The sequence below is a fragment of the Streptomyces sp. NPDC049541 genome, from assembly GCF_044465725.1.
In the GTDB taxonomy this organism is placed as follows: Bacteria; Actinomycetota; Actinomycetes; order Streptomycetales; family Streptomycetaceae; genus Streptomyces.
Genome location: NZ_JBITLY010000006.1, coordinates 191,831 through 215,429 on the forward strand (window position 1 = coordinate 191,831; position 23,599 = coordinate 215,429).

The following is a 23,599-nucleotide window of genomic DNA, read 5'->3' on the forward strand; positions in this document are numbered from 1 at the left end:
TGTCGGATGGCGGTGAGCACGATAAACCCGAGAAAACTGCTGGGCAGGGTGCCGGTGACGGCGGTTGCGAGGATCGCGGGGTTCCCGGCCGCGCTGCTCGGGCTGTTCCTGGCCGCGGTGGTGCCCAGCGGCTGGGCATTCGCCGTGTTCGCGGCCGCGGACTACCTCGCCGAGCCCAAGGCACTGCGCCGGATCGCGGGCTCCATGCAGCCCCTCGGCCAGGTGTGCCTGAGCCTCACGGCGGGGTCGCTGCTGCGGGGCGCGGCGGCGCTCGTGCTGCTCGCACGGCTGGGGGACGCCCAGTCGGGCGCCTTCGTCCTGACCGCCCTCGGCTTCCTGGCGCTGCATGCGCTGCGCGGCGGTTGTGCGGGACTGCTGCTGTTCGTCTGGTGGTGCCGGCGGCTGCCGGTGGTCACCCGGAACGTGGATCTGTCCGCGCTGCGGATCCCCGACGCGCCGCCGCGACTGCTGATGGACCTCCATCGGGGGCCGCTCGCGCTGGTGGACCTGCCGCTGGTCGTCGGCGTGGCCGTCGCTGCGGCGGCCGGGGCGAAGTGGGCGGCGGTCGGCGCCGGGGTCGCGGTGCTCGCCGCCCTGGTCGCGGCCGGGTGGCTGGCCCGGCACGCCTGGCGGGGCCGGCACCTGGCCGCGAAGGGCAAGCTGCTGCGGGTGGTGAACGAGCAGGTGGAGGCGTACCGTCCCGAGGTCGTCGTGTACTTCTCCGGCGCCCTGGAATCGGCGTACCAGCTCAACGGCTGGCTGCCGGTCCTCGACCGGCTGCGCCGGCGGGTGGTCGTCGTGCTGCGCGAGCGTGAGATGCTCACCCGGCTCGACCCGACGTCCCGGCCCGTGGTGTGCCTGCCGCTGGGCAAGGACCTGACCGCCTTCCGGCTGCCCGAGGCGCATGTGGCGCTGTTCGTGGCCAACGCCGCCAACAACACCCACCTGCTGCGGCTGCCGCAGTTCCGCAGCGTCTACCTCGGTCACGGCGACAGCGACAAGCCCACCAGCTCCAATCCGTTCACCAAGGTGTACGACGAGGTGTGGGTGGCGGGGCCCGCCGGGCGCGAGCGTTACGCGCGCTCGGGGTCCGGCGTGGCCGACGCGGACGTCGTCGAGGTCGGCCGCCCGTCGCTGGGGCGGCTGAACGCCACCGGTGACCCCTCCTCCTCGCCGATGCCGACCGTGCTCTACGCGCCCACCTGGGAGGGCTTCCACGGCGACCCGGGCGCGGCGACGTCCCTGACCGGCATGGGACCGCGGATCGTGAAGACCCTGCTGGAGCACGAGCCGCCGGTCCGCCTGCTGTACCGTCCGCACCCGCTGACCGGCACCCTGGACCCCCGGGCGCGCGCGGCGCACGCCGAGATCCTGACCCTGATCGACGAGGCGAACACCGCCCGGGACGCCCGCGAGGAGTTCCGGCGGCAGGACACACGGGAACAGGCCGCGCAGGCGGCCAGGCTCCCGGAGCTCGCCCGCCGCCTCGACGAGCTGCGCCGGCCCGCACGCGGGGACGAGGCGCAGGCCGCGCGGGACGCCGGTGTGTCCGAAGAGCCGCCGTCGGCCGCCTGGGAGTCGGCACTGGCGGAGTGGAACGAGGCGTACTGGGCGGCCGAGGGCTGGTGGCGCCACCGCGTCACGGGCGGCTCGCGACCGGGCCTGTACGACTGCTTCGACCACGCCGACCTGCTCATCGCCGACGTGTCCGGCGTCGTCACCGACTTCCTGGCCACCGACAAGCCGTACGCCGTCACCAACCCCGCAGACCTCGCCCCCGACACCTTCCGCACCCGCTACCCGGCCGCCCGAGCAGCCCACCTCATCGGCTCCGACCTGACCGGCCTCGACGCCCTCCTCAACGGCACCGATCCCCTGGCCGACGACCGAAAGCGCCTGCGCACCTACTTGCTGGGCCCGGCCACACCCGACCCCTTGGCTCCCTTCGAACGGGCCCTGGACGACCTCCTGTCCCGCTCAGCAAATGCGCGTACGGTCGGGCAGCTCCCCTAGGGGCGCGGGGCTGTGCATATCAGCGGCTCCGCCGCGGGGCGCGACCAGCCACAACGGACCCGCAGACAATCGACGGCCCATCACTTCTCGCCGAGAAACACCCGCCGAACCACCCGCTCAGCCGCCCGCCCGTCGTCAAACGCACAGAACCGCCGCCGAAACGCCGCCCGCGCCTCGTCCGCCGCGCCGGAGGCGACCGCCCCGGAGCGGAACACCTCGATCAGCTCCTCCTCGCTCTCCGCGACAGCGCCCGGCGGCTCGGCCATCAGGTCGAACGTCACGCCCCGGGCGGCCCGGTACGTCTCCCAGTCCGGGGCGTAGATGACGATCGGCCGGTCGAGGCAGGCGTAGTCGAACATGATCGACGAGTAGTCGGTCACCAGCACATCGGCCGCCAGGCACAGGTCCTCGACGACCGGGTACGACGAGAGGTCCACGACCCGCGCGGCGCCCTCGGCCCGCCGCTCGGCGTCCGTCTGCGCGCCTTCGGCGTCGTAGTAGTGGGAGCGCAGCATCAGCACGTGATCGGGCCCGAGGGCGGCCGCCAGGCGGGACGGATCCGGCAGCGGACCGTCGCCCCCGTACTCCCGGAACGTCGGGGCGTACAGCACGGCCCTCTGGCCGGGCTCGATGCCCAGGCGGGCGCGGATGGCGGCGATCTCCTCCGGGCCGGTGCGGAAGTAGCGGTCGTTGCGCGGATAGCCGGTCTCCAGCAGCTCGTAGCTGCCGGGGTAGACGCGCGGCCACACCTCGGAGGAGTGCGGGTTCGCCGACAGCAGGAAGTCCCAGCGGGCGGAGTGCTCGCGCAGCCGCGCGAAGTTCATCCCCTGCGCACCGACCGGATAGCGCTGCTGGTCCAGGCCCATGGCCTTCAGCGGGGTCCCATGCAGCGTCTGGACATGCACCGAGCCGCGCCGCTTGGACACCGTGTGCGGGAAGTTGACGTTGTTGACCAGGTATTTCGCCCGCGCCAGTACGCGCAGGGAGCGCAGCGAGCCCTCCACGGCATGGTCCACTCCGGGGGGCAGCGAGGCGACCGCGTCCTTGCGTACCACCCACACCCCGTGGATGTCCGGGGCGAGTTCGCGGGCCGCCTCGTAGATGGCGCGGGGGTTGCAGGAGTAGCTGCGGTACCAGTACGCCGCGTAGACGGCGAGCCTGTCGTCGACAGGGAGGCGCTTGTACGCCTCGTAGTAGAGGACGGCGGGCAGGGCGCGGGCCCGCCGCGTCGCCGTCCGTGCCGCGCCGACCGCTCCGCGCACGCTCCGACGGGCCTTCAGGCGCAGCCGGTTGACCGGGCGCAGCGCGGCGAACAGCCGGTAGTCGCCCCGCTCGACCAGGCGGAACTTCGCGCCTCGCGCGCCGGGCGGGTAGGTGTGATCCGCGGGCCGGAAGCGGGCGAAGTGCTCGGCCATCCGGCGGAAGAACTCCCGCTGCCGGGCCGCCGGGACCCGGCCGGGTTCGTCGATGATGGTCGTGTAGTGCCAGATCGCCCGGTCGAACAGCTGGGCCCGGAACTCCTCGGCCGCCGCGCCCCGCTCGTCCAGGAAGGCGAAGACCTTCTCGTACTGGCCGAACACATCGAAGTGGCGGTCGCTGACGGTGGTGGTGATCGCGCCGGTACGCCGCTCACGGTAGTGGTAGCAGACCCGGTCGAGGAGCGATATTCGCTCGGCGGCCACCAGGATCGGGTAGGTGACCGGCAGGTCCTCGTACAGCCCCTGCCCGAAGCGCACACCCAGACCGGTCAGGAAGTCACGGCGGATCGCCTTGTTCCACGCGGTCATCATCAGCTCGAGCACACTGGGCCGGCTCCGCAGCTCGAACGCCTCGGGCGGCAGCGGCTCACGCAGCAGGTGAGAGCGGGGAGCGGGCTCGACCCCGCCCTCGGGGAGCAGTCGGGCGTAGTCGAAGAAGAGCACGTCAGGTCGGGTCGCGGTCAGTTTGCCGGCTATCGCGGCCAGCGATTCCTCGGCTATGAGGTCGTCGCTGTCGACGAACCAGACGTACTCCCCGCGGGCATGTTCCAGCCCGGCGTTACGGGCCTCGCCGAGCCCGCCGTTGCGTTCCAGATGCACGACGCGGATCCGCGGATCCCTGTTCGCGTACTCGTCGAGGATGGCCCCGCACCCGTCGGGCGAGGCATCGTCCACGGCGATCACCTCGAAGGAGGTGAACGACTGGCCGAGCATCGAATCCAGACAAGGACGCAGATATTCCTCCACCGCGTACACCGGGAGAACAAGGCTGATCAGCACATGAGACGGGTTCACGCCCCACAGACTAACGTCGCCTTCTCGGGCCCCGCCCTTTCCTCAGCGGCCGTCAGCTCCCGAACGCCACCTGCTTCGCCTCCTTCACCGCCGCCGTGCGCCCCGGTGCCGAGTGGTACTGCCAGTACAGGTTCGTGTGGGCGATGACCTGGTCCGGCGGCGGGGCGCCCCACTTGCTGTTGTCGTTGGTGGTGTGCGCGTCGGCGACCAGCGTGACGTCGTAGCCCCGTACGAACGCGCCGTGGATCGTGGAGCGTATGCAGGCGTCCGTCTCCGCGCCCGTCACGACGAGATGGCCGACTCCGGCCGCGGCGAGGACCTGCTCCAGGTCCGTGCCCTCGAAGGAGTCGCCGTAGTTCTTGTGCACCAGCGGTTCCGCTTCCCGGCGGGGCAGTTCGGACACGTACTGCCAGTCGTCACTGCCCTCCTTGAGTCCCTCGTCGGAGTGCTGGACCCAGACGACCGGCACGTCCGCGGCGCGGGCCCTGTCGACGAGGGCGGCGATGGTGGCGACGACGGCGTCCCGCTCGTGCGCGGACGCCACGACGCCCTGCTGGACGTCGATCACCAGCAGGGCGGTGTGGGGGCGTTCCTGAAGTGTGGTCATGCCGCCACGTTAGGCGGCGCCACTGACAATCGCCCGGCGCCCGCGGCGCTCGGCGACCGGACCGCCCGCCGTACGCAGGCAGACCAGGCAGCCCGCGACCGGCCGGAGGCTCAGGCCCGTACCAGCTCCCGGTCCTCGTCCGGGTCGCTGTCCCTCGTGTCGCCGTCGCCGAGGGTCTTCAGGCCCTCGCCCTCGACGTCCACGTTCGGCACCGCCCGGTCCAGCCACTTCGGCAGCCACCAGGCCTTCTTGCCGAGCAGCCCGAGGACCGCCGGGACGATCGCCATCCGCACCACGAACGCGTCGAAGAAGACGGCGACCGCGAGGCCGAAACCGATCATCTTGATCATGGACTCGCTGGAGGTGATGAAGCCTCCGAAGACCGCGATCATGATGGCCGCGGCGGCCGCCACGACCCGCGCGCTGTGCCGGAAGCCGGTCACCACGGCCTGGCCCGGCGTCTCGCCGTGGACGTAGGCCTCGCGCATCCGGGTCACGAGGAACACCTCGTAGTCCATGGCGAGCCCGAAGACCACGCCCACCATGAAGATCGGCATCATCGACATGATCGGGCCGGTCTGCTCGACGCCCAGCAGGCCGCCGAGCCAGCCCCACTGGAAGACCGCGACCACGGCACCGAGCGCGGCGAGCACGCTCAGCAGGAAGCCGAGTGCCGCCTTCAGCGGGACCAGGACGGAGCGGAAGACCGCGATCAGGAGCAGGAAGGCGAGGCCCACCACCAGGCCCAGATACGGGATCAGGGCGTCGTTGAGCTTCTGCGAGAAGTCGATGTTCATCGCCGTGGTGCCGGTGACCAGCACCTTCGCGCCCGTGTCAGCCTTGATCTCGCCGCCCTGGTCACGGATGGCGTGCACCAGGTCCTCGGTCTGCACCGAGGACGGCTTCGAGCCGGGGACGACGGTGATCGTCGCGGTGTCGCCGGCCTTGTTGAACACCGCCGGGGTCACCGTGGCGACGTCCCCCAGACCCTTGATCCCGTCGGCCACCTTGTCGGCCGCCGCCTTGGGCGAGTCGCTGTCCTTGGCGTCTACGACGATCATCAGGGGGCCGTTGAAGCCGGGCCCGAAGCCCTCCGACAACACGTCGTACGCCCGGCGCTGCGTCGTCGACGTCGGCTGCGAACCGTCGTCGGGCAGGCCCAGCTCCAGCTGGGTGGCCGGCACCGCCATCGTGCCGAGGCCGACCACGCCGAGCAGCAGTACGGCGGCCGGACGGCGGATGACGAAGCTCGCCCAGCGGGCGCCCAGACCGGGCTTGCCGGGGGTGCCGGCCGTGCTCCCCCGGCGCTTCTCGCCCGCCGCCCTGACCTTCCTGCCCGCGTATCCGAGCAGGGCCGGGACCATGGTCAGCGCGATGAGGACGGCCACGACGACCGTGCCCGCCGCCGCGAGGCCCATCTTCGTCAGCATCGGCACATTGACGACCGAGAGACCCGCGAGTGCGATCACGACCGTGAGGCCCGCGAAGACCACCGCCGAACCGGCTGTCCCTGCGGCGCGTCCGACGGCCTCCTCGCGGTCGCGGCCCTCGGCCAGTTCGCCGCGGTAGCGGGAGACGATGAACAGCGCGTAGTCGATGCCGACCGCGAGACCGATCATCAGGGCGAGGGTGGAGGTGGTGTCACCCAGATCGAGCGCCTTGGCCAGCACGGTGATGGTGGAGACACCGATGCCGACGCCGACGATCGCCGTCAGCAGCGGCAGTCCGGCCGCGACCAGTGAGCCGAGGGTGATGACGAGGACGACCGCGGCGATGGCGAGGCCCACGACCTCACCGGCCGCTCCCGGCTCGGCCCCGGCCTGCAGGGCGTCACCGCCGATCTCGACGGTCAGCCCGGCGTGCCGCGCGTCCTGCGCGGCCTCCTTCAGGGCGTCCCGGGAGGCGTCCTTGAGCTCCATGCCGGAGACCTTGTACTTGACGGACGCGTAGGCGACGGTGCCGTTCTTGCTGACGGCGTGCGCCTGGTAGGGGTCGGCGACGGAGACCACCTCGGAGCCGTCGGCCAGCTCCTTCACGGTCTTCTCGACGGTCGCCCTGTTGGCGCGGTCGGTCATCTTCTCGCCCGCGGGCGCCTTGAAGACGACGCGTCCGGTCGCACCGTCGGCGCTCATTCCGGGGAAGCGCTGTTCCAGCAGGTCGAAGGCCTTCTGCGCCTCGGTGCCGGGTATCGAGAAGGAGGTGGAGCCCGCTGCGGGGGCATTGGCGGCGCCGACCCCCGCGAGGGTCAGCAGCGCCACCCAGAACAGGGCGACGAAGTGCCGTCGCCTGAAGGCGAATCGGCCGATTCTGTAGAGGAACGTGGCCACGGAGGCGTACTCCCGGTCAGGTCGTGGGTGTTTCAGGGCAGGGGTGATCAGCCCGGCGGGGAGGCAGGGATGATCGTCCCGACGACTTGAGCGGTGACGTCAGGCAGTGGGGAGGGGGTGGGGAGGTGTCAGGCGCGGAGGGCGGGAAGGACCACCGCGTCGATGTACGAGAGCAGGAAGGCCTGGCTCGGCGGCTGCTCGTCGATGATGCTGCGGGCGGCGAACCCACCGATCATCATGTGCACCATGTAGTCGAGCGCCGGGTTGTCCGCACGGACCTCGCCCCGGTCGATCGCCCGCTGCAGCACACGGCGGATTTCGGCCGTCTCCGGTTCGATCAGATGCTCCCGGAACGCCTTGAGGAGGTCCGGGTTGCCGTGGATCGCCATGGCCAGCCCGCGCATCAGCGCGGAGTTCGCCTCCATCTCGCAGTCGTCCGACCGCAGGGTGAGGGCATGCAGGTCGCCCCGGAGCGAGCCGGTGTCGATGTCCTCGAACGAGGGCCCCGGCTTGCTGTGCCGCACCGCCTTCGCGACCAGCTCGGCCTTGCCGCCCCACTGGCGGTAGAGCGTCGCCTTGCTGGACTTGGTGCGGGCCGCCACGGCATCCATGGTGAGGGCGTCGTAGCCCACCTCCCGGAGCAGGTCGAGCACGGCCTCGTACAACTCGGCCTCACGCTCGGGCGTGATCCGACTGCGACGCGCCGTTGCGACCTCAGTCATGCCACTCACCTTCCCGCTCGGGATGCGCCGCCTCGGCGCCTGCTTCGTACGTTCATGAAGATACCCCGTACACCTTCGAAACGAAACCGTTTCGTACGTGTGGTGGCTCACGTAGGTGAAGGATCCGTAAGTCCCCACGAGTTGCCCGGCCCCATCCGGCGGAAAAGCATGGGGAGGTGAGCTATCTGCGCCTGCCCCATCTCAGCGGTGACCTGTTGTGCTTCGTGGCCGAGGACGACCTCTGGCTCTCCCCCCTGGACGGCCCGGGCCGCGCCTGGCGTCTCACCGTCGACCGTACGAAGCTCGGCCACCCCCGTTTCTCGCCGGACGGGAGCACCATCGCGTACACGAGCTGGCGCAGTCTGGTCCCCGAGATCCACATCGTCCCGGTGGACGGCGGACCGGGCCACCAGCTCACCTACTGGGGTTCCGCGGACACCCAGGTCTGCGGATGGACACCCTGCCAAGGGGACAGCGGGGGCACGATTCTCGCCGTCGCCTCCCACGGCGAGCCCTTCTCGTACTTCACCTGGGCCTACAAGGTCTCCCCCGACGGCGACCCCGGCCGCAAGCTCCCCTGGGGCCCGGTCTCCGACATCCAGGTCGCCGACATCGAAGGCGAACGCAAGACCCTCCTCCTGACCGGCACCCCGCCCCACGAACCCGCCGCCTGGAAGCGCTACCGCGGCGGCGCCATGGGCCGCCTCTGGCTGCATGGCGAACGCCTCCTCGCCGACCTGGAGGGCCATCTGCACTCCCCGATGTTCGTCGGCGGCCGGATCGCCTTCCTCTCCGACCACGAAGGCATCGGCAACCTCTACTCCTGTGCCTACGACGGCTCCGACCTGCGCCGCCACACCGACCACGACGCCTTCTACGCCCGGCACGCCTCGAGCGACGGCACCCGGGTGGTGTACCAGTGCGCCGGTGACCTGTGGATCGTCGACGACCTGGCCGCCGACTCCGGGCCGCGCCGCCTGGACGTACGGCTGAGCGGTCCGCGCGCGGGCCGGCGCACCTACCAGGTCCCGGCCGCCCAGCACGTCGACGGCATCTCGGTCGACGAGACGGGCCGCGCGAGCGCCGTCGTCGTACGCGGCAGCCTGTACTGGCTCACCCACCGGGACGGCCCGGCGCGCACGATCACCGACACCCCGGGCGTACGGGTCCGCCTCCCGGAGATGCTCGGCTCGACCGGCCAGGTCGCCTATGTGACGGACGCGGAGGGCGAGGACGCGGTCGAGATCGCCCATCTGCCGCGCGCGACCGGCGACCGCGAGCCCCGCCGGCTGGCCTCCGGCGCACTGGGGCGCGTACAGGAACTCGTCGCCGATCCGCAGGGCGAGCGCCTCGCCCTCGCCTCGCACGACGGCCGCCTGCTGCTGCTCGATGTGACGGAGGAGTCCGCGGGAGGCGAGGTGACCGAGCTGATCCACTCGGTCAACGGCCCGGTGCGTGACCTCGCCTTCTCCCCGGACGGCGCCTGGCTGACCTGGTCCCACCCGGGAATCGGGCGCTCCCTGCGGCAGATCAAGATGGCGCGCATAAAGGACCGTTTGATCGTCGACGTGACCAACGGCCGCTTCGAGGACGAGAATCCGGTGTTCACGCGGGACGGCCGCTATCTCGCCTTCCTGTCGTGGCGCGGCTTCGACCCGGTGTACGACGTCCACACCGGGGACCTGTCCTTCCCGCTCGGCTGCCGCCCGTACCTGGTCCCGCTGTCCTCCGCGACCCCCTCCCCCTTCGCCCTGACCCCGGAGGGCCGGCCAGCCGCCGGGGGCCTGGACCCGGTGGAGGACGAGGAGGAGGGCGGCGACGGCGCGGTCACCGTCGAGATCGAGGGGCTGGAGAACCGGGTCACCCCCTTCCCGGTCACCGCCTCCAAGTACTCGGCGCTGTATCCCGTGGCGGGCGGCGGCCTGGTCTGGCTGCGCTGGCCGATCTCGGGGGCGCTCGGCGAGACGTTCGCCAACCCGGACGACACCACCGGCCGCCCGACCCTGGAACACTTCAACATCAGCAAGGCAAAGAAGTCCGAACTCCTGGAGCACCTGGACTGGTTCGCACTCAGCGGCGACGGCACCCGCCTGGTCGTGGTCGACGAGGGAGACCTGCGGGCCGTCCCCTCCTCCGAGTCCGGCGACGGCGACACGACGGTCTGGATCGACCTGCGCCGCATCCTGCACCAGGTCGACCCGGCCGCCGAGTGGCGCCAGTCGTACGAGGAGGCCGGCCGTCTCATCCGCGCGTACTTCTGGGATCCGGGGATGTGCGGCATCGACTGGGACGGGGTGCTCGACCAGTACCGTCCGCTGGTCGAACGGGTCGCGTCCCCCGACGAGTTCGCGGACCTGCTGCGCGAGGTGCTCGGCGAACTGGGCACCTCGCACGCCTATGTCACCGCCGCCCGCCGCAACGAGGGCCCACCCCACTACCAGCGCCTCCAGGGCCTGCTCGGCGCCAACTTCGTGCACAGGCAGGAGGGCTGGGTGGTCAAGCGGATCCTGCCGGGCGAGTCCTCCGACTCCAAGGCCCGCTCACCGCTGGCGGGCACGGGCATCAGGGAGGGTGCCGTACTGACCCATGTCGACGGCCGCCCGGTCAACCCGCTGACCGGGCCGTACCCGCTGCTGGCCGGTGCGGGCGGCACGACGGTCGAGCTCACCTTCACCGCGGCGGACGGCGAGGCGGGCCGCTCACGCCGGGTCGCGATCGTCCCCCTGATCGACGAACGCCCCCTGCGCTACCAGGACTGGGTGGCCAAACGCCGTGCCGTCGTACGGGAGTTGAGCGGCGGCCGCTGCGGCTATCTGCACATCCCCGACATGGGCGGCTCGGGCTGGGCCCAGTTCAACAGGGACCTGCGGATGGAGGTGTCGAGGCCCGCCCTGATCGTCGACGTACGCGGCAACGCGGGCGGCCACATCAGCGAACTGGTCGTCGAGAAACTGTCCCGCACGATCCTGGGCTGGGACCTCACCCGCGACGCCCAACCGGTCTCCTACGCCTCCAACGCGCCCCGCGGGCCGGTGGTGGCCCTGGCCGACGAGGCGACCTCCTCCGACGGCGACATGATCACGGCCGCCATCAAGCTCCTCGAGTTGGGCCCCGTCATCGGCCAGCGCACCTGGGGCGGCGTGGTCGGCATGACCGGCCGCCACCGCCTCGGCGACGGCACCATCATCACCGTCCCGATGAACGCGGCCTGGTTCGACGCCTACGGCTGGACCGTGGAGAACAAGGGGGTGACTCCGGACCTGGAGATCCTCCGGACTCCGCTGGACTGGGCCGAGGGACGGCATGCGCAGCTGGACGACGCGGTGCAACTGGCGGTGCAGCTACTGGAATCCAACCCTCCGGCAACCCCTCCGGATTACAGCAACGTCCCGGACCGCTCACGTCCAAAGCTGCCGCCCAGGCCAACGCCTTAAGGGGCGCGGGGCTGTGTTGGATTTGCGGCTCCGCCGCGGGGCGCACAGGGGCACAGGAATGGGGCGCCCCAAAACCACAGGGCACCCCATTCATTGCGGCTCAGGCCAGACGACTAAACGTCATAGTCCTGGTCGAACCGGTCCTGCTCCTCGCGCTGCAACCGCTCCGTCTCCTCGTCCCGCATGCGCTCACCCGGCTTGCCGCGCTGCGGCTGCTGGCCGCGCTGCTGACCCTGCTCCTGGCCCGGTCGGCCACGCTGCTGACCCTGCTCACGGGCCTGCTGGGCCTTCTGCTTGGCCTGCTCCTGCCACTGCTGCGACTGGTCCTGGAACTTGTCCTTCATACCCATGTGGGTTCACTCCCGTAGTGGGTGGGGGGAAGGCCCTTGACCGGGCCTCGACCAGATTCACACGGCCCACCACGGAGCGCATTTCGATCAACTACGGTGCGTAGCGCGGGCTTCCTCGTCGGCCGCCCCACCTGCGCCGACGAGCCCCGAACGCATGCCCTCCAAGCGCGACCCGAACCGCCGCATCTCCCGCTGCCCCACCGTCCCGATGAGGCCCGGCAGATACCCCCGCACGCCCTGCATCCCGCGCAGCCACCACTGCCCGTACACATGGCTCGACCGGCGCTCGATCCCGGCGACGATCCGGTCGACGGCAGGACCCAGCGGATATGTCTTGCTGGACGGCCACGGCAGCCGCTGCCGCAGCTCCCGCATCACCTCGTCCTGGTCGGCGCCCCGCACCATGTCGGTGTCGGTCCACGACAGATACCCCACCCCGACCCGTACGCCCTTGTAGCCGACCTCGGCCCGCAGACTGTGCGCGTACGCCTCCACACCGGACTTGGAGGCGCAGTACGCGGTCATCATCGGCGCCGGGGTGATCGCCGCGAGGGAGGCGATCTGCAGCAGATAGCCGCGGCTCTCCATCAGAACCGGCAGGAAGGCACGGGCAGTCACCGCGGACCCGATGAGGTTCACCTCGATCACCCGCCGCCAGGCCTCTGGATCGGAGTCCACGAAGGGACCGCCGGTGGCGACACCGGCGTTCGCCACGACGATGTCGACCTTCCCGAACCGCTCCTTGACCTCCCCCGCGACCCGCGTCATCGCCTGATGGTCCGTCACATCTGCGTACCAGTGGTCGCTGTCGCCGTGCAGCCGCTCACAGACCTGCTTGAGGGCGTCCGGCTCAAGGCCGACCAGCGCCACCTTGGCACCCCGGGCCGACAACTTCCGGGCGAGCAGCTCGCCGACACCGCGCGCGGCGCCCGTGACGACGGCGACCTGTCCTTCGAGGCTGACCTTGCTCATGCGCCCTCCTTGATCGTTGCGTACGTCGTCACAAGCTCCCGGATACGGCTGCTGACCAGCTCCGGCGCCTCCACCGGGCTCATGTGGCCCACGCCCGGCAGCTCGGTGCTGCCCACGCAGTTCGGCAGCGCGGCCACCAGCGCCCGCGCCTGCACGGGCGGGGTGAGCCGGTCCGCCGTGCCGACGACGACGGCCGTCGGCACCTTCAACTCCCGTACGCCGTGGTCGAGATCGAGCACGGCGAGCACCTGCGACCAGGCGTGACGCACCGTGCGCGGACACCCGTGCACGATCCGCGCGCACGCCTCCACCATGTGCGGCGCCGAAGCCGGCCCCATCGTCCCGTACTTCAGGATCCGCCGCGCGAGGGGCGTGACCGGCCCGAGCGGCGCCCGCGCCCCGAGGATGTGCTGGGTGAGCCAGGTCCGCAGCCGTCCGGGCCCGAGGGGTACGACGGTCGACTCGGCCACCAGCCGCGAGGAGCCGGTGCTGCACAGCAGTACGGCCGCCGCATGCTCGCGGAAGCTCTTCCTCGTGGCCGCCGCCATCACCGTCATACCGCCCATGGAGTGCCCGGCGATCACGGCCTTCTCGCCCGGCGCGAGGGTTGCCTCCAGTACGGCTTCGAGGTCGTCGGCGAGGGCGTCCGGGCTGCACGCCGGGCTCGCCGGGCTGCGTCCGTGGCCGCGCTGGTCGTAGGCGATGACGCGGTGGTCGACGGCGAGGTCCCGTATCTGTGCGGCCCAGAACGCGGTGGAGCAGGTCCAGCCGTGGGCGAGGACGACGGCGGGCGCGTTCTCGGGCCCGTGCACCTCCACGTGCAGCCGGGCGCCGTCGGCGGAGACGGCGACGAGTTCGCGGTCGGGGGTGGGCGGGGCGTACGGCCCGGACTCGACGTGCATCAGCCGGCTCACGCCTCCACCTCCGCCTTCTGCCCGGCGGGCACCCGGAGCAGTTCGTACTCGGCGAGGTCCACCTGTCGCGTGGCCCGCCGGAACTCGGTCGTCGTACCGGGCCAGATGGTGGTGTTGCGGCCGCTCGGGTCGAGGTACCAGCTGGTGCAGCCGCCGGTGTTCCACACCGTGCGCTTCATGCGCTCCTGCACCCGGTGGTTCCAGGCGGCGACGGCGCTCGGCCGGGCATCGAGGGCGGCGCGGCCGCCGAGCACGTCCAACTGCCGCAGGAAGTCAGCCATGTAGTTGAGCTGGGACTCGATCATCAGGATCATCGACGAGTTCCCGAGGCCGGTGTTGGGCCCGATGATCGTCATCCAGTTGGGGAACCCGGCGGCCGAGGCGCCCCGAAGCGACTCCATCCCGCCCTTCCAGACCTCGGCGAGGGTCTTGCCCTCCGCCCCGACCACCCGCTCGGCGATCGGCATGTCGGTGACATGGAACCCCGTACCGAAGATGATCGCGTCGACCTCGGCCTCGGTCCCGTCGGCGGCGACGACGGTGGACCCGCGGATCTCGCTCAGCCCGCTGGCCACGACGTCCACATTGGGCCGGGTGAGCGCCGGGTAGTAGGTGCTGCTCAGCAGGATCCGCTTGCAGCCGATGCGGTAGTCGGGGGTGAGCTTGGCGCGCAGGGCCGGGTCCTTGACGGCCCGCATCATGTTCCGCTTGGCCAACTGCTCCACGAACCCCAGCTCATTGGGATGCTTGGTGAACGCCTGGACCTGCAGCTCCCGGATCCCCCACAGCAGTCCGCGGCGGGCCTGAGCGGTGAAGGGCAGCGCGCGGTGCAGGGCCCGCTCGGCGCCGCTGATGGCGCGGTCGACGCGCGGCATGACCCAGGGCGGGGTGCGCTGGAAGAGGGTGAGCCGGCCGACCTCGGGCTGGATGGCGGGCACGATCTGGATGGCGGAGGCGCCCGTCCCCACCATGGCGACGCGCTTGCCGCGCAGGTCGTAGTCGTGGTCCCAGCGGGCGGAGTGGAAGACCTTGCCGGGGAAGGAGTCGAGCCCCGGCACATCGGGCACCTTCGGGTCGGACAGCGGCCCGGTCGCGGAGACGACGACATCCGCGGACAGCGATCCGCTGCTGGTCTCGATCTCCCACCGCAGCTTCTCGCCGTCCCAGGTCATCATCTTCACTTCGGAGTCGAAGCGGATGTGGGGCCGCAGCTGGAAGACGTCCGTGACGTGCTCCAGGTAGGCCCGGATGTGCTCCTGTCCGGAGAAGGTGCGCGGCCAGTCGGGATGGGGTGCGAAGGAGAAGGAGTAGAGGTGGGAGGGAACGTCGCAGGCGCACCCCGGGTAACTGTTGTCGCGCCAGGTGCCACCCACGCTGCCGGCCCGTTCGAGGACGACGAAGTCGGTGACGCCCTCGCGCCGCAGCCGCACGGCGGCCCCGAGCCCGCCGAACCCGGACCCGATCACCGCCACCCGCACATGCTCCCGCTCAGCCATGCCGACGCCCTCCCTCACGCGACCCTGCCAGTGAACACTGGCGCAATGGGAGCGTAGAGCAGCTCCGTACCGATGGGTAGGGGTCAGCGGAAAGGAAAGTTACCCGCGGTACAACATAGGCTGCGTCCGTGACCGAGAAGCGCGAGTACCGCATGGAGGAACTGGCCCGCCTGGCCGGTATCACCGTACGCACCCTGCGCTTCTACCGAGAACGCAAACTGATACCGCCGCCCCGCCGCGAGGGCCGTATCGCCTGGTACGACGACCACCACCTGGCCCGGCTGCACACGATCGCGGCGCTGCTGGAACGCGGCCACACCCTCACCGGCATCGCGGAACTGGCGGAGGCTCTCGACCACGGCCGGGACGTCGCCGACCTCCTGGGCATCGAGCCGACCGAGGAGGAACCGGTCCGCCTCACCCCCGAGGAGCTCGCCGCCCGCTTCGAGGGACAGGTCACGCCCGAGAACCTCGCCGCCGCCCTCGACCTCGGCTACCTCGGCACCGACGGCGACGAGATCGTCCACATCAGCCGCCGCCTCCTGGACGTCTCCTCCGCCCTGGTCAGCGAGGGCATACCGCTCGCGGAGGTCCTGGCAGCGGGCAAACAGGTCCGGGAACACGTGGACGACCTGGCGGAGATGTTCGCCGAACTGGTCCTGCGTCACGTCGGCGAGGACGAGCTGCAACGCCTGCGCCCCCTGGCCCGGAGCGTGGTGGAGGCGGAACTCTCACTGGCGCTGGACCGGCGGCTGCGCAAGCGGGGATAGACCCCACGGGGATCTCCCGTCGACCTGCGAGGCCATCTATACATCTCGCGTATAGACGACATGTATAGTCGCGCCCATGACGCTCAGCACAGCCCTCCGCCCGATCCTCGGGCCGGACCGGTGGTGGATGTCCGCGCCACTGGCGGGAGTCGGCCTCGGCATTCTCACCAACCTCGCCCAGGGCGGGCTCCCCGGCGCCGCGAACCAGATCGCCAACTCCGGCGCGGTGTGGTGCGTCCCGGCGTTCGCCGCCGGCGCCCTGGTGGCCGGCGGGCACCTGGCACCGCGCAGGTCGGTGCTCGCCGGCCTGTGCACGACGGTCGGCCTGGTCATCGGCTACTACGGGTACGCCGAACTCGGCCGCGGCGGCATGGGCAGCCCGTTCTGGCCGCTGGTGTGGCTGGCGATGGCGCTCATCAGCGGCCCGCTGTTCGGTGCCGCGGGGGCGTGGTGGCGGCGCGGGGAGACCACACCTCGCCGGGTCCTCGCACTGGCCGCACTGGCGGGCGTCTTCGGAATGGAGGCCCTCCAGTACGCATGGGTTCTCCACTACGCCCCGCAGGCCTGGACCTGTGCGGCACTCCTGGTCGCGATCCCGCTGCTGATGGCGCGCGGGCGCAAGGAGCGGGCGCTGACCCTGCTCGTGGCACTGCCCCTGTCGGCGATCGCCTACGCCGTCGTCGAACTGCCGTTGCAGCACCTGTCGACGTGAGGCCGCCGGGCCTCACCTCTCGAAGGTCACCGTCACCGGAGCATGGTCCGACCACCGCTCCGCATGCGTGGCCGCCCGCTCCACGACCGCCTTGACGGTCCGGGCGGCCAGCCCGGGGGTCGCGACGGCGAGGTCGATCCGCCAGCCCGAATCGTTGTCGAAGGCCCGCCCCCGGTACGACCACCAGGTGTACGGCCCCTCCGCCTCCGGATGCAGGGCGCGCACGACATCGACGTAGCCGCCGTCCTCGGGGTCGAAGACCCGGGTGAGCCACGCCCGCTCCTCCGGGAGGAACCCGGAGTTCTTCTGGTTCCCGCGCCAGTTCTTGAGGTCGGCCGGCTGGTGGGCGATGTTCCAGTCGCCGCAGACGACCACTTCGCGCCCGCCGGCGGCGGCCCGCTCCCGCAGCGCCTTCAGATAGGCGAGGAACTCGCCCATGAAGCGGATCTTCTCGTCCTGGCGCTCGGTGCCGACCTCACCGGAGGGGAGGTAGAGGGAGGCGACCGTGACACCCGGCAGGTCGACCTCGACATAGCGGCCGCTGGTCTCGAACTCGGCGGCGCCGAAGCCGACCTGGATGCGGTCGGGCTCGCGGCGGGTGTAGAGGGAGACGCCGGCACGGCCCTTGGCGGCGGCCGGCGCATGCACGACATGCCAGCCGTCGGGTGTGCGCACATGCTCCGGCAGCTGCTGCGGCTCGGCGCGCACCTCCTGCAGGCAGAGCACATCGGCGGAGGTGCCGGCGAGCCATTCCACGAAGCCCTTCTTCGCGGCGGCGCGCAGTCCATTGACATTGACGGAGGTCACAGTGAGCACCCGGGAACGATACCGGCACACTGGATCCAGACCGGACCCTCTCCATGCACGGGTGTACGTGCATGGATATATACGCATAGGTGTACGATTCTCCACATGATTATACGTCGTGTCTCCTTCGACCACCCGGACGCCGTCAAGCTGAACGACGAGGTCCAGGCGGAGTACCACGTGCGCTACGGCGACGGCGGGGACGCCACATCGCTGGACCCGGCGGACTTCGAGCCGCCGAACGGCGTGTATTTCATCGCCTACGACGAGAACGACGCGCCGGTGGCCACGGGCGGCTGGCGCGCCCAGGACACCAACGGCGAGGGCAACCTCGACGGGGACGCCGAGGTCAAGCGGATGTACGTGGTGGAGGCGGCGCGCGGCCGCGGGCTCGCCCGGCGCATCCTGGCCGCCCTGGAGGAGGACGCCCGCGCGGCCGGCCGCCTGCGGATGGTCCTGGAGACGGGCACCAAGCAGCCGGAGGCCATCGCCCTGTACACGTCCAGCGGGTACGAGCCGTGCGAGAAGTTCGGCTACTACCGGCACTACGAGAGCAGCCGCTGCTTCGCGAAGGAGCTGTGACCGGCCTGCCTGACAGAACGTCAGGCACAACAGCCGGACACATCCGCCAGACACAACAAAGATCCCGCCCGATCTTCCGATCGGACGGGATCTCATCAACTGCCTCAGGTTTCCCTGACCAGTTGTTGCGGTGGACCTGAGGGGATTTGAACCCCTGGCCCCCTCGATGCGAACGAGGTGCGCTACCGGACTGCGCCACAGGCCCTTGCAACGAGTGAAACTCTAGCACCCCGATCCGTGTGCTTGGAAATCCGTTCCTTGCCTGCCGCCGGGGCAGCAGCACAGGTCGGGGGGCTACTCGTTGGCGGCGCGGGGCCGCTCGCCCTCCTCGTACTGGTCGAACAGCGGCGTACGCCCCCGCTCCCGGGCCCGCCGCGCGGAGGCCGCCCGGCGGGCGTCACTGCGCCCGTCGTCGTCCGCCTTGTCCTCCGCGGGGGCCGGTTCCGCGGTGGCGGCCTGCGTCTCCTGGCCGCGGGCCACGGAGCCCGAGCGTGCCGAGCTCCAGGTGTCCGGCGCCCCGAGGTCGACGTCCGCGGTGGCCCGGGGAGCGACCGGCGCGGTCACATACGTCGGCAACGGCACCGGCACCGGGTCCCAGCTGTCCCCGTGCCCGGGGCGCCGCTGCCGCTCGCGCTGCTGGTCGACCCACTCGGCGTGGTCGGTCTGCTCGACGAGGGCACGCCGGTCGGCGGCGAGCGCGGACAGTCCGGGGTCGGTGTCCTGCGCCGGTCCCTCGTCCGACTCGTCGGTCTCCGCTTCGGTGGCGGCCGCGCGGCGGCGCGGCTGGCGGGCACGCTCGCGGAGCCGCTCGGCGGCGTCCTCGGCGCGGCGCCGGTCCATCTGGTAGGCGAACCGGCGGCGCTCCTGGGAGCGCAGGTATGCGATGTACGCGCTGAGCAGCACGGCGGGCACGCCGGGCGCCCAGAGGAACGCGAGCCCTCCGACCGCGGCGACGATCGCGCCGAGCGTGAACGCGATGAAGAGCATCACGGTGGTCCGCCGACGTCGCGCGAGCGCCTTCATGCGCCGGGCGCGTGCCAGGGCCGCTTCCTCCGAGGGGGAGCGCCGGGCCGCGGGCACCCGTTTGCGCGCGGGGGCCGGGGCCGGGGCCGGGGCTTCCGTCTGTTCCCGCGCCGGTTGCGCGCGCGCCGGCGCCTGTGCCTGTGCCGGTACGTCCGCACGCGCCTGGGGACGGGTCGGAGGCACGGCGAAGGCCCGGACGTCCACCGAGTCGGTGACGACGTCCGGACGACCGGCGCTGGACTCCCCCGCTTCGGTGGAGCGCGCCTGCAGGTCCTTGGCGTACCGGCGCTCCATTCCCGCCCGTCCGGACAGCAGCCGGATGGCGGTGCTGAAGCGTTCCGTCGGACGGGCCTCGTTCAGCTCGTCCTGCCTACGGAGCCACATCGGCACCAAGTAGGCGGCCCAGGCCCCGACAATGACTGCGTAGATGAGGCCGCTGCTGCTCACGCCTCACACGGTAGAGGGGTTTGCGTGAGGCCATCTGCCAATTGAGCCGGTGTGTCGCACGATCTGGCTGATATTTCGAACTTTTTTTGTGACCGATGCGATCAGCACCCCACCGAGGGCGTGAATTTAGCGCCTTGAGGTGGTCGCCGCTCGATCAATTTCGAACACGTATTCAATTCCGGGTTATGCGGGATTCCCCCGAGTACGTGCCCGCTGCCAGCGGCTCAGCAACCCGTCGGGGACCTCTTCCGCGGTGAGTGCGAAGACGAGGTGGTCGCGCCAGGCCCCGTCGATGTGGAGATAACGCGGTCTGAGGCCCTCCTCACGGAATCCGAGTTTCTCCACGACGCGGCGGCTCGGCCCGTTCTCCGGGCGAATGCAGACCTCGATGCGGTGCAGTCCGACGGTGCGGAAACAGTGGTCCACGACAAGCGCCACGGCGGTCGGCATCACTCCGCGTCCGGCCACCGACTCGTCCACCCAGTAGCCGATGTGGCCCGAGCACATGGAGCCCCAGGTGATTCCGGCGACCGTCAACTGCCCGACCAGACGCCCCTGGTACTCGATGACGAACGGCAGCATCCGGCCGGAGTGCGCTTCGGACCTCAGGTGCCGGACCATCTGGCGGTAGGTCGGCCGGTGCGCGATCGGCCCGCTCGGGGTGGGCGGCGGAATGGTCGCCTCCCAGGGGCGCAGCCAGTCCCGGTTGCGCCGGTTGACCTCGCGCCAGACTCGCTGGTCGCGCAGCTTTATCGGCCTCAGGACGATGTCGCCGTCCGTCAGCACGACGGGCCAGGATGGGCTGTTCAGCTCGCACCCCCACTGGTGGAGCCGGGTCTGGGGTGGTCGCCGCCGCGGATCTGGTCGACGGCGTGGACCAGGACGGGTTCCAGGACGGCGAGGCCGTCCTTCACCCCGCCGGTGGAGCCCGGCAGATTGACGATCAGTGTGCTTCCCGCCACTCCGGCCAGGCCCCGGGAGAGCGCGGCGGCGGGCACCTTGTCCCGGCCGAACGCCCTGATGGCCTCGGCGATGCCCGGCACCTCGTGGTCGATCACGGCACGCGTCGCCTCGGGCGTGCGGTCGGTGGGCGAAAGGCCGGTGCCGCCGGTGGTCACGACCACGTCGTAGCCGGCGTCGACGGCGGCGCGCAGGGCGGCCTGCACCGGGTCCCCGTCGGGCACGACCTGCGGTCCGTCGACGGCGAAGCCGAAGCCCTTCAGGCCGTCGGCGACCAGCGGGCCGCCCTTGTCCTCGTAGATCCCGGCGGCCGCCCTGTTCGAGGCGGTGACGACCAGAGCGCGATACGTCATGTCCGGCTCCAGTCGCCCGACTTGCCGCCCGTCTTCTCCTCCACCCGTACGTCCGTGATGACCGCTCCCTTGTCGACCGCCTTGACCATGTCGATCACGGTGAGTGCGGCGACGGAGACGGCGGTGAGGGCCTCCATCTCGACGCCCGTGCGGTCCGTGGTCTTGACGGTGGCCAGGATCTCGACGGCGTCGTCCGCGACCGACAGGTCCAGTTTCACACCGGACACCGCGAGCGGGTGACAGAGGGGGATCAGGTCCGGGGTGCGCTTGGCGCCCATGATGCCCGCGATGCGCGCGGTGGCGAGGGCGTCGCCCTTGGGGACCCCCTCGCCGCGCAGCAGCTCGACCACGCGGGGCGAGACGAGGACGCGTCCGCTGGCGCGCGCGGTGCGCGCGGTCACGTCCTTGCCGGACACGTCGACCATGCGGGCGGCGCCCGCGTCGTCGATGTGGGTCAGTCGATCGTCCGTACTCATTGGCTGTGTGGCGCTCCCGTCCGGGCCCCTCGCGGTGCGGCGCGTGGGTCTGTTGTGCGCGACACGGTATCGCGGGCCGGGAGCACTCAGCCGATCAGGACGACCTCCACCTCGGAGCCGGGCTCGACGGACTCCACGTCCTCGGGGACGACGATCAGTGCGTCGGCGTGCGCGAGGGCCGCGACCAGGTGGGATCCGGCGCCGCCGACCGGGGTCACGGAGCCGTCGGCGTACGTCCCGCGCAGGAACTGTCTGCGGCCCTTCGGTGAGGTCAGCGCCTTGCGGGCGGTGAGGGTCGCGCGGGTGCGCGGCCGGTGCACGTCCTCGAGTCCCATGAGGGTGCGGATGGCGGGGCGGACGAAGAGCTCGAAGGAGACGTACGACGACACCGGGTTGCCGGGCAGGGCCAGCAGCGGGGTGTGGTCGGGGCCGATGGAGCCGAAGCCCTGGGGCTTGCCCGGCTGCATGGCCAGCTTGCGGAACTCGATGCCGCTGCCCGGCTCGTCCTCGTCACCGACGTACGACAGGGCCTCCTTGACCACGTCGTACGCCCCGACGCTCACGCCCCCCGTGGTGACCAGGAGGTCGGCGCGGACGAGCTGGTCCTCGATGGTGGAGCGGAGGGTCTCCGCGTCGTCGGCGACGGCGCCCACCCGGTAGGCGATGGCGCCGGCGTCGCGGGCGGCGGCGGTGAGGGCGAAGCTGTTGGAGTCGTAGATCTGGCCGCTGCCCAGTTTCTCGCCGGGCTGGACGAGTTCGCTGCCGGTGGACATGACGACCACGCGCGGGCGGGGGCGCACCCGTACCGTGCCGCGGCCGATCGCGGCGAGCAGGGCGATCTGCGGCGGTCCGAGGACCGTCCCGGCCTCCAGGGCGCGGTCGCCGGACTTCACGTCGCTGCCCTTCGCGCGAACGTGCGCGCGTGCCTCGGCCGGGCGGTACACGTGCACATGTCCCTCGGCGCCCTCGGGGGCCAGGGACCGGGCGCGCATACCGGTCGCCGGGCCCTCGCCGAGGCCGCCGTCGGTCCACTCGACGGGGACGACGGTCTCCGCGCCGGGCGGCAGCGGAGCGCCGGTCATGATGCGGGCGGCCTGGCCGGGACCCACATGGAGCAGGTCGGCCTGACCGGCCGCGACGTCCCCGACGACGGCCAGGACGGCGGGGAACTCCGCGCTCGCGCCCGCGACATCCGAGACCCGCACCGCGTACCCGTCCATGGAGCTGTTGTCGAACGGCGGCAGGGAGACGGGCACCGTGACGTCCTCGACCAGGACACAGCCCTGGGCGTCGAGGAGTTGCAGCTCGATGGGTTCCAGGGGGCGGACGGTCGTGAGGATGTCCTCCAGGTGTTCGTCCACCGACCAGAGGTGGTCCTGGCCGGTGGTGCGGGGCGCGGCGCTCAACGTTGCTACATCTCCTCGGCTACGTAACTGCGAAGCCAGGCCCGGAAGTCCGGGCCCAGGTCTTCACGTTCGCATGCGAGTCTGACAATGGCACGCAGGTAGTCGCCGCGGTCGCCGGTGTCATAGCGGCGGCCCTTGAAGACGACGCCGTGCACCGGGCCGCCGACCTTTTCGTCCTGCGAGAGCTGTTGGAGGGCGTCGGTGAGCTGGATCTCGCCGCCGCGGCCGGGCTCGGTCTTGCGCAGTATGTCGAAGATGTGCGGGTCGAGGACGTAGCGGCCGATGATCGCGTAGTTGGACGGGGCGTCGGCGGCGGCGGGCTTCTCGACCAGGTCGTGGACCTTGACCACGTCGGCGTCCTCGGTGGGGTCGACGGCCGCGCAGCCGTAGAGGTGGATCTGCTCGGGGGCGACCTCCATGAGCGCGATGACGCTGCCGCCGCGCTGCTCCTGGACCTCCACCATGCGCGCGAGGAGCGGGTCACGCGGGTCGATCAGGTCGTCGCCGAGGAGGACGGCGAAGGGCTCGCGGCCGACGTGCGGGGCGGCGCACAGAACCGCGTGGCCGAGGCCCCTCGGGTCGCCCTGCCGCACGTAGTGCATGGTCGCGAGGTCGCTGGACGCCTGGACCTTGGCGAGTCGGCCCGCGTCACCCTTCTTCTGGAGGGCGGACTCGAGCTCGTAGTTGCGGTCGAAGTGGTCCTCGAGGGGGCGCTTGTTGCGGCCCGTGATCATGAGGACGTCGTCGAGGCCCGCCGACACGGCCTCTTCGACCACGTATTGGATCGCCGGCTTGTCGACGACCGGCAGCATCTCCTTGGGAGTGGCCTTGGTGGCCGGCAGGAACCGGGTGCCGAGGCCCGCTGCAGGGATGACAGCCTTGCTGATCCTGGGGTGCGACTGGGTCATGGCGGCAACCTTATCCGGTGCCTTGGCAGGGAATCTGAGGCTCCGGT

At 71.1% G+C, this 23,599-nt stretch carries 20 protein-coding genes and 1 tRNA gene; 5 read left to right on the top strand and 16 right to left on the bottom strand.

Translation table 11 applies throughout. From position 1 onward, the window contains the following. Positions 1–12: 12 nt before the first annotated feature. Positions 13–2,013 (top strand): hypothetical protein, encoded by a 2,001-nt coding sequence (locus ACIBW9_RS23415; protein ID WP_398957962.1) that lies wholly within the window; start codon positions 13–15, stop codon positions 2,011–2,013. Between the two features lie 80 nt (positions 2,014–2,093). Here the strand turns inward: ACIBW9_RS23415 and ACIBW9_RS23420 are convergent, their stop codons facing one another. The 4 genes from ACIBW9_RS23420 to ACIBW9_RS23435 all read right to left on the bottom strand — a co-directional run bounded on the left by ACIBW9_RS23420 (position 2,094) and on the right by ACIBW9_RS23435 (position 7,942). Further along, complete coding sequence (locus tag ACIBW9_RS23420; protein WP_398957964.1) at positions 2,094–4,286, bottom strand: CDP-glycerol glycerophosphotransferase family protein; 2,193 nt, start codon at positions 4,284–4,286, stop codon at positions 2,094–2,096. A gap of 52 nt (positions 4,287–4,338) precedes the next feature. Next, positions 4,339–4,893 carry a cysteine hydrolase family protein gene (locus ACIBW9_RS23425; RefSeq protein WP_398957966.1) on the bottom strand — a complete coding sequence of 185 codons (555 nt, stop codon included), beginning with the start codon at positions 4,891–4,893 and terminating at the stop codon, positions 4,339–4,341. Between the two features lie 110 nt (positions 4,894–5,003). Next, entirely contained in the window at positions 5,004–7,220 is a 2,217-nt protein-coding gene (locus tag ACIBW9_RS23430; RefSeq protein ID WP_398957968.1) for an MMPL family transporter, read from the bottom strand. Positions 7,221–7,348: 128 nt separating this feature from the next. Continuing rightward, positions 7,349–7,942, bottom strand: a complete 594-nt coding sequence (locus ACIBW9_RS23435) for a TetR/AcrR family transcriptional regulator (protein WP_398957970.1) — start codon at positions 7,940–7,942, stop codon at positions 7,349–7,351. 176 nt (positions 7,943–8,118) lie between these two features. Here ACIBW9_RS23435 and ACIBW9_RS23440 point away from each other — a divergent pair, with 176 nt between their 5' ends. Beyond that, complete coding sequence (locus ACIBW9_RS23440) at positions 8,119–11,376, top strand: S41 family peptidase (RefSeq protein WP_398957972.1); 3,258 nt, start codon at positions 8,119–8,121, stop codon at positions 11,374–11,376. 113 nt (positions 11,377–11,489) lie between these two features. Here the strand turns inward: ACIBW9_RS23440 and ACIBW9_RS23445 are convergent, their stop codons facing one another. From ACIBW9_RS23445 to ACIBW9_RS23460, 4 genes are all read right to left on the bottom strand, one after another. Beyond that, positions 11,490–11,726 carry a hypothetical protein gene (locus tag ACIBW9_RS23445; RefSeq protein WP_398957974.1) on the bottom strand — a complete coding sequence of 79 codons (237 nt, stop codon included), beginning with the start codon at positions 11,724–11,726 and terminating at the stop codon, positions 11,490–11,492. Between the two features lie 87 nt (positions 11,727–11,813). Continuing rightward, positions 11,814–12,698 carry an SDR family oxidoreductase gene (locus ACIBW9_RS23450; RefSeq protein ID WP_398957976.1) on the bottom strand — a complete coding sequence of 295 codons (885 nt, stop codon included), beginning with the start codon at positions 12,696–12,698 and terminating at the stop codon, positions 11,814–11,816. Next, positions 12,695–13,612, bottom strand: coding sequence for an alpha/beta fold hydrolase (locus ACIBW9_RS23455; RefSeq protein ID WP_398957978.1), 918 nt, complete (start codon positions 13,610–13,612; stop codon positions 12,695–12,697). Before ACIBW9_RS23455 ends, ACIBW9_RS23450 begins: the two co-directional genes overlap by 4 nt. After that, positions 13,609–15,108 (bottom strand): flavin-containing monooxygenase, encoded by a 1,500-nt coding sequence (locus tag ACIBW9_RS23460; RefSeq protein WP_398957980.1) that lies wholly within the window; start codon positions 15,106–15,108, stop codon positions 13,609–13,611. Before ACIBW9_RS23460 ends, ACIBW9_RS23455 begins: the two co-directional genes overlap by 4 nt. Positions 15,109–15,236: 128 nt before the next feature. On the opposite strand from ACIBW9_RS23460, the gene ACIBW9_RS23465 reads away from it, so the two are divergent. Then, a complete protein-coding gene (locus ACIBW9_RS23465) occupies positions 15,237–15,878 on the top strand; it encodes a MerR family transcriptional regulator (protein ID WP_398957982.1) in 642 nt (213 codons plus the stop codon). Between the two features lie 76 nt (positions 15,879–15,954). Beyond that, positions 15,955–16,590 carry a DUF6518 family protein gene (locus ACIBW9_RS23470; protein WP_398957984.1) on the top strand — a complete coding sequence of 212 codons (636 nt, stop codon included), beginning with the start codon at positions 15,955–15,957 and terminating at the stop codon, positions 16,588–16,590. Between the two features lie 12 nt (positions 16,591–16,602). Here the strand turns inward: ACIBW9_RS23470 and ACIBW9_RS23475 are convergent, their stop codons facing one another. After that, on the bottom strand, positions 16,603–17,427 hold the full coding sequence (locus ACIBW9_RS23475; protein WP_398957986.1) for an exodeoxyribonuclease III: 825 nt from the start codon (positions 17,425–17,427) through the stop codon (positions 16,603–16,605). Positions 17,428–17,502: 75 nt separating this feature from the next. On the opposite strand from ACIBW9_RS23475, the gene ACIBW9_RS23480 reads away from it, so the two are divergent. Then, positions 17,503–17,979, top strand: a complete 477-nt coding sequence (locus tag ACIBW9_RS23480; RefSeq protein WP_398957988.1) for a GNAT family N-acetyltransferase — start codon at positions 17,503–17,505, stop codon at positions 17,977–17,979. 131 nt (positions 17,980–18,110) lie between these two features. Here the strand turns inward: ACIBW9_RS23480 and ACIBW9_RS23485 are convergent. The 7 genes from ACIBW9_RS23485 to galU all read right to left on the bottom strand — a co-directional run bounded on the left by ACIBW9_RS23485 (position 18,111) and on the right by galU (position 23,552). Continuing rightward, positions 18,111–18,184 (bottom strand) — tRNA-Ala (locus ACIBW9_RS23485). An 89-nt stretch (positions 18,185–18,273) separates the two neighbouring features. After that, positions 18,274–19,449, bottom strand: coding sequence for a gephyrin-like molybdotransferase receptor GlpR (gene glpR, locus ACIBW9_RS23490; protein ID WP_398957990.1), 1,176 nt, complete (start codon positions 19,447–19,449; stop codon positions 18,274–18,276). Positions 19,450–19,632: 183 nt separating this feature from the next. Continuing rightward, the gene (locus ACIBW9_RS23495; protein WP_398957993.1) at positions 19,633–20,235 is read right to left on the bottom strand and encodes a GNAT family N-acetyltransferase; all 603 of its coding nucleotides are present in this window, start codon (positions 20,233–20,235) and stop codon (positions 19,633–19,635) included. Positions 20,236–20,255: 20 nt separating this feature from the next. Further along, the gene (locus ACIBW9_RS23500; protein ID WP_398957995.1) at positions 20,256–20,762 is read right to left on the bottom strand and encodes a molybdenum cofactor biosynthesis protein B; all 507 of its coding nucleotides are present in this window, start codon (positions 20,760–20,762) and stop codon (positions 20,256–20,258) included. Continuing rightward, the gene (gene moaC / locus ACIBW9_RS23505) at positions 20,759–21,238 is read right to left on the bottom strand and encodes a cyclic pyranopterin monophosphate synthase MoaC (protein WP_398957997.1); all 480 of its coding nucleotides are present in this window, start codon (positions 21,236–21,238) and stop codon (positions 20,759–20,761) included. Before moaC ends, ACIBW9_RS23500 begins: the two co-directional genes overlap by 4 nt. 86 nt (positions 21,239–21,324) lie before the next feature. Then, entirely contained in the window at positions 21,325–22,644 is a 1,320-nt protein-coding gene (gene glp, locus ACIBW9_RS23510) for a gephyrin-like molybdotransferase Glp (RefSeq protein ID WP_398958000.1), read from the bottom strand. 5 nt (positions 22,645–22,649) lie between these two features. Next, positions 22,650–23,552 (bottom strand): UTP--glucose-1-phosphate uridylyltransferase GalU, encoded by a 903-nt coding sequence (gene galU, locus ACIBW9_RS23515; protein ID WP_389087733.1) that lies wholly within the window; start codon positions 23,550–23,552, stop codon positions 22,650–22,652. Between the last annotated feature and the right edge of the window lie 47 nt (positions 23,553–23,599).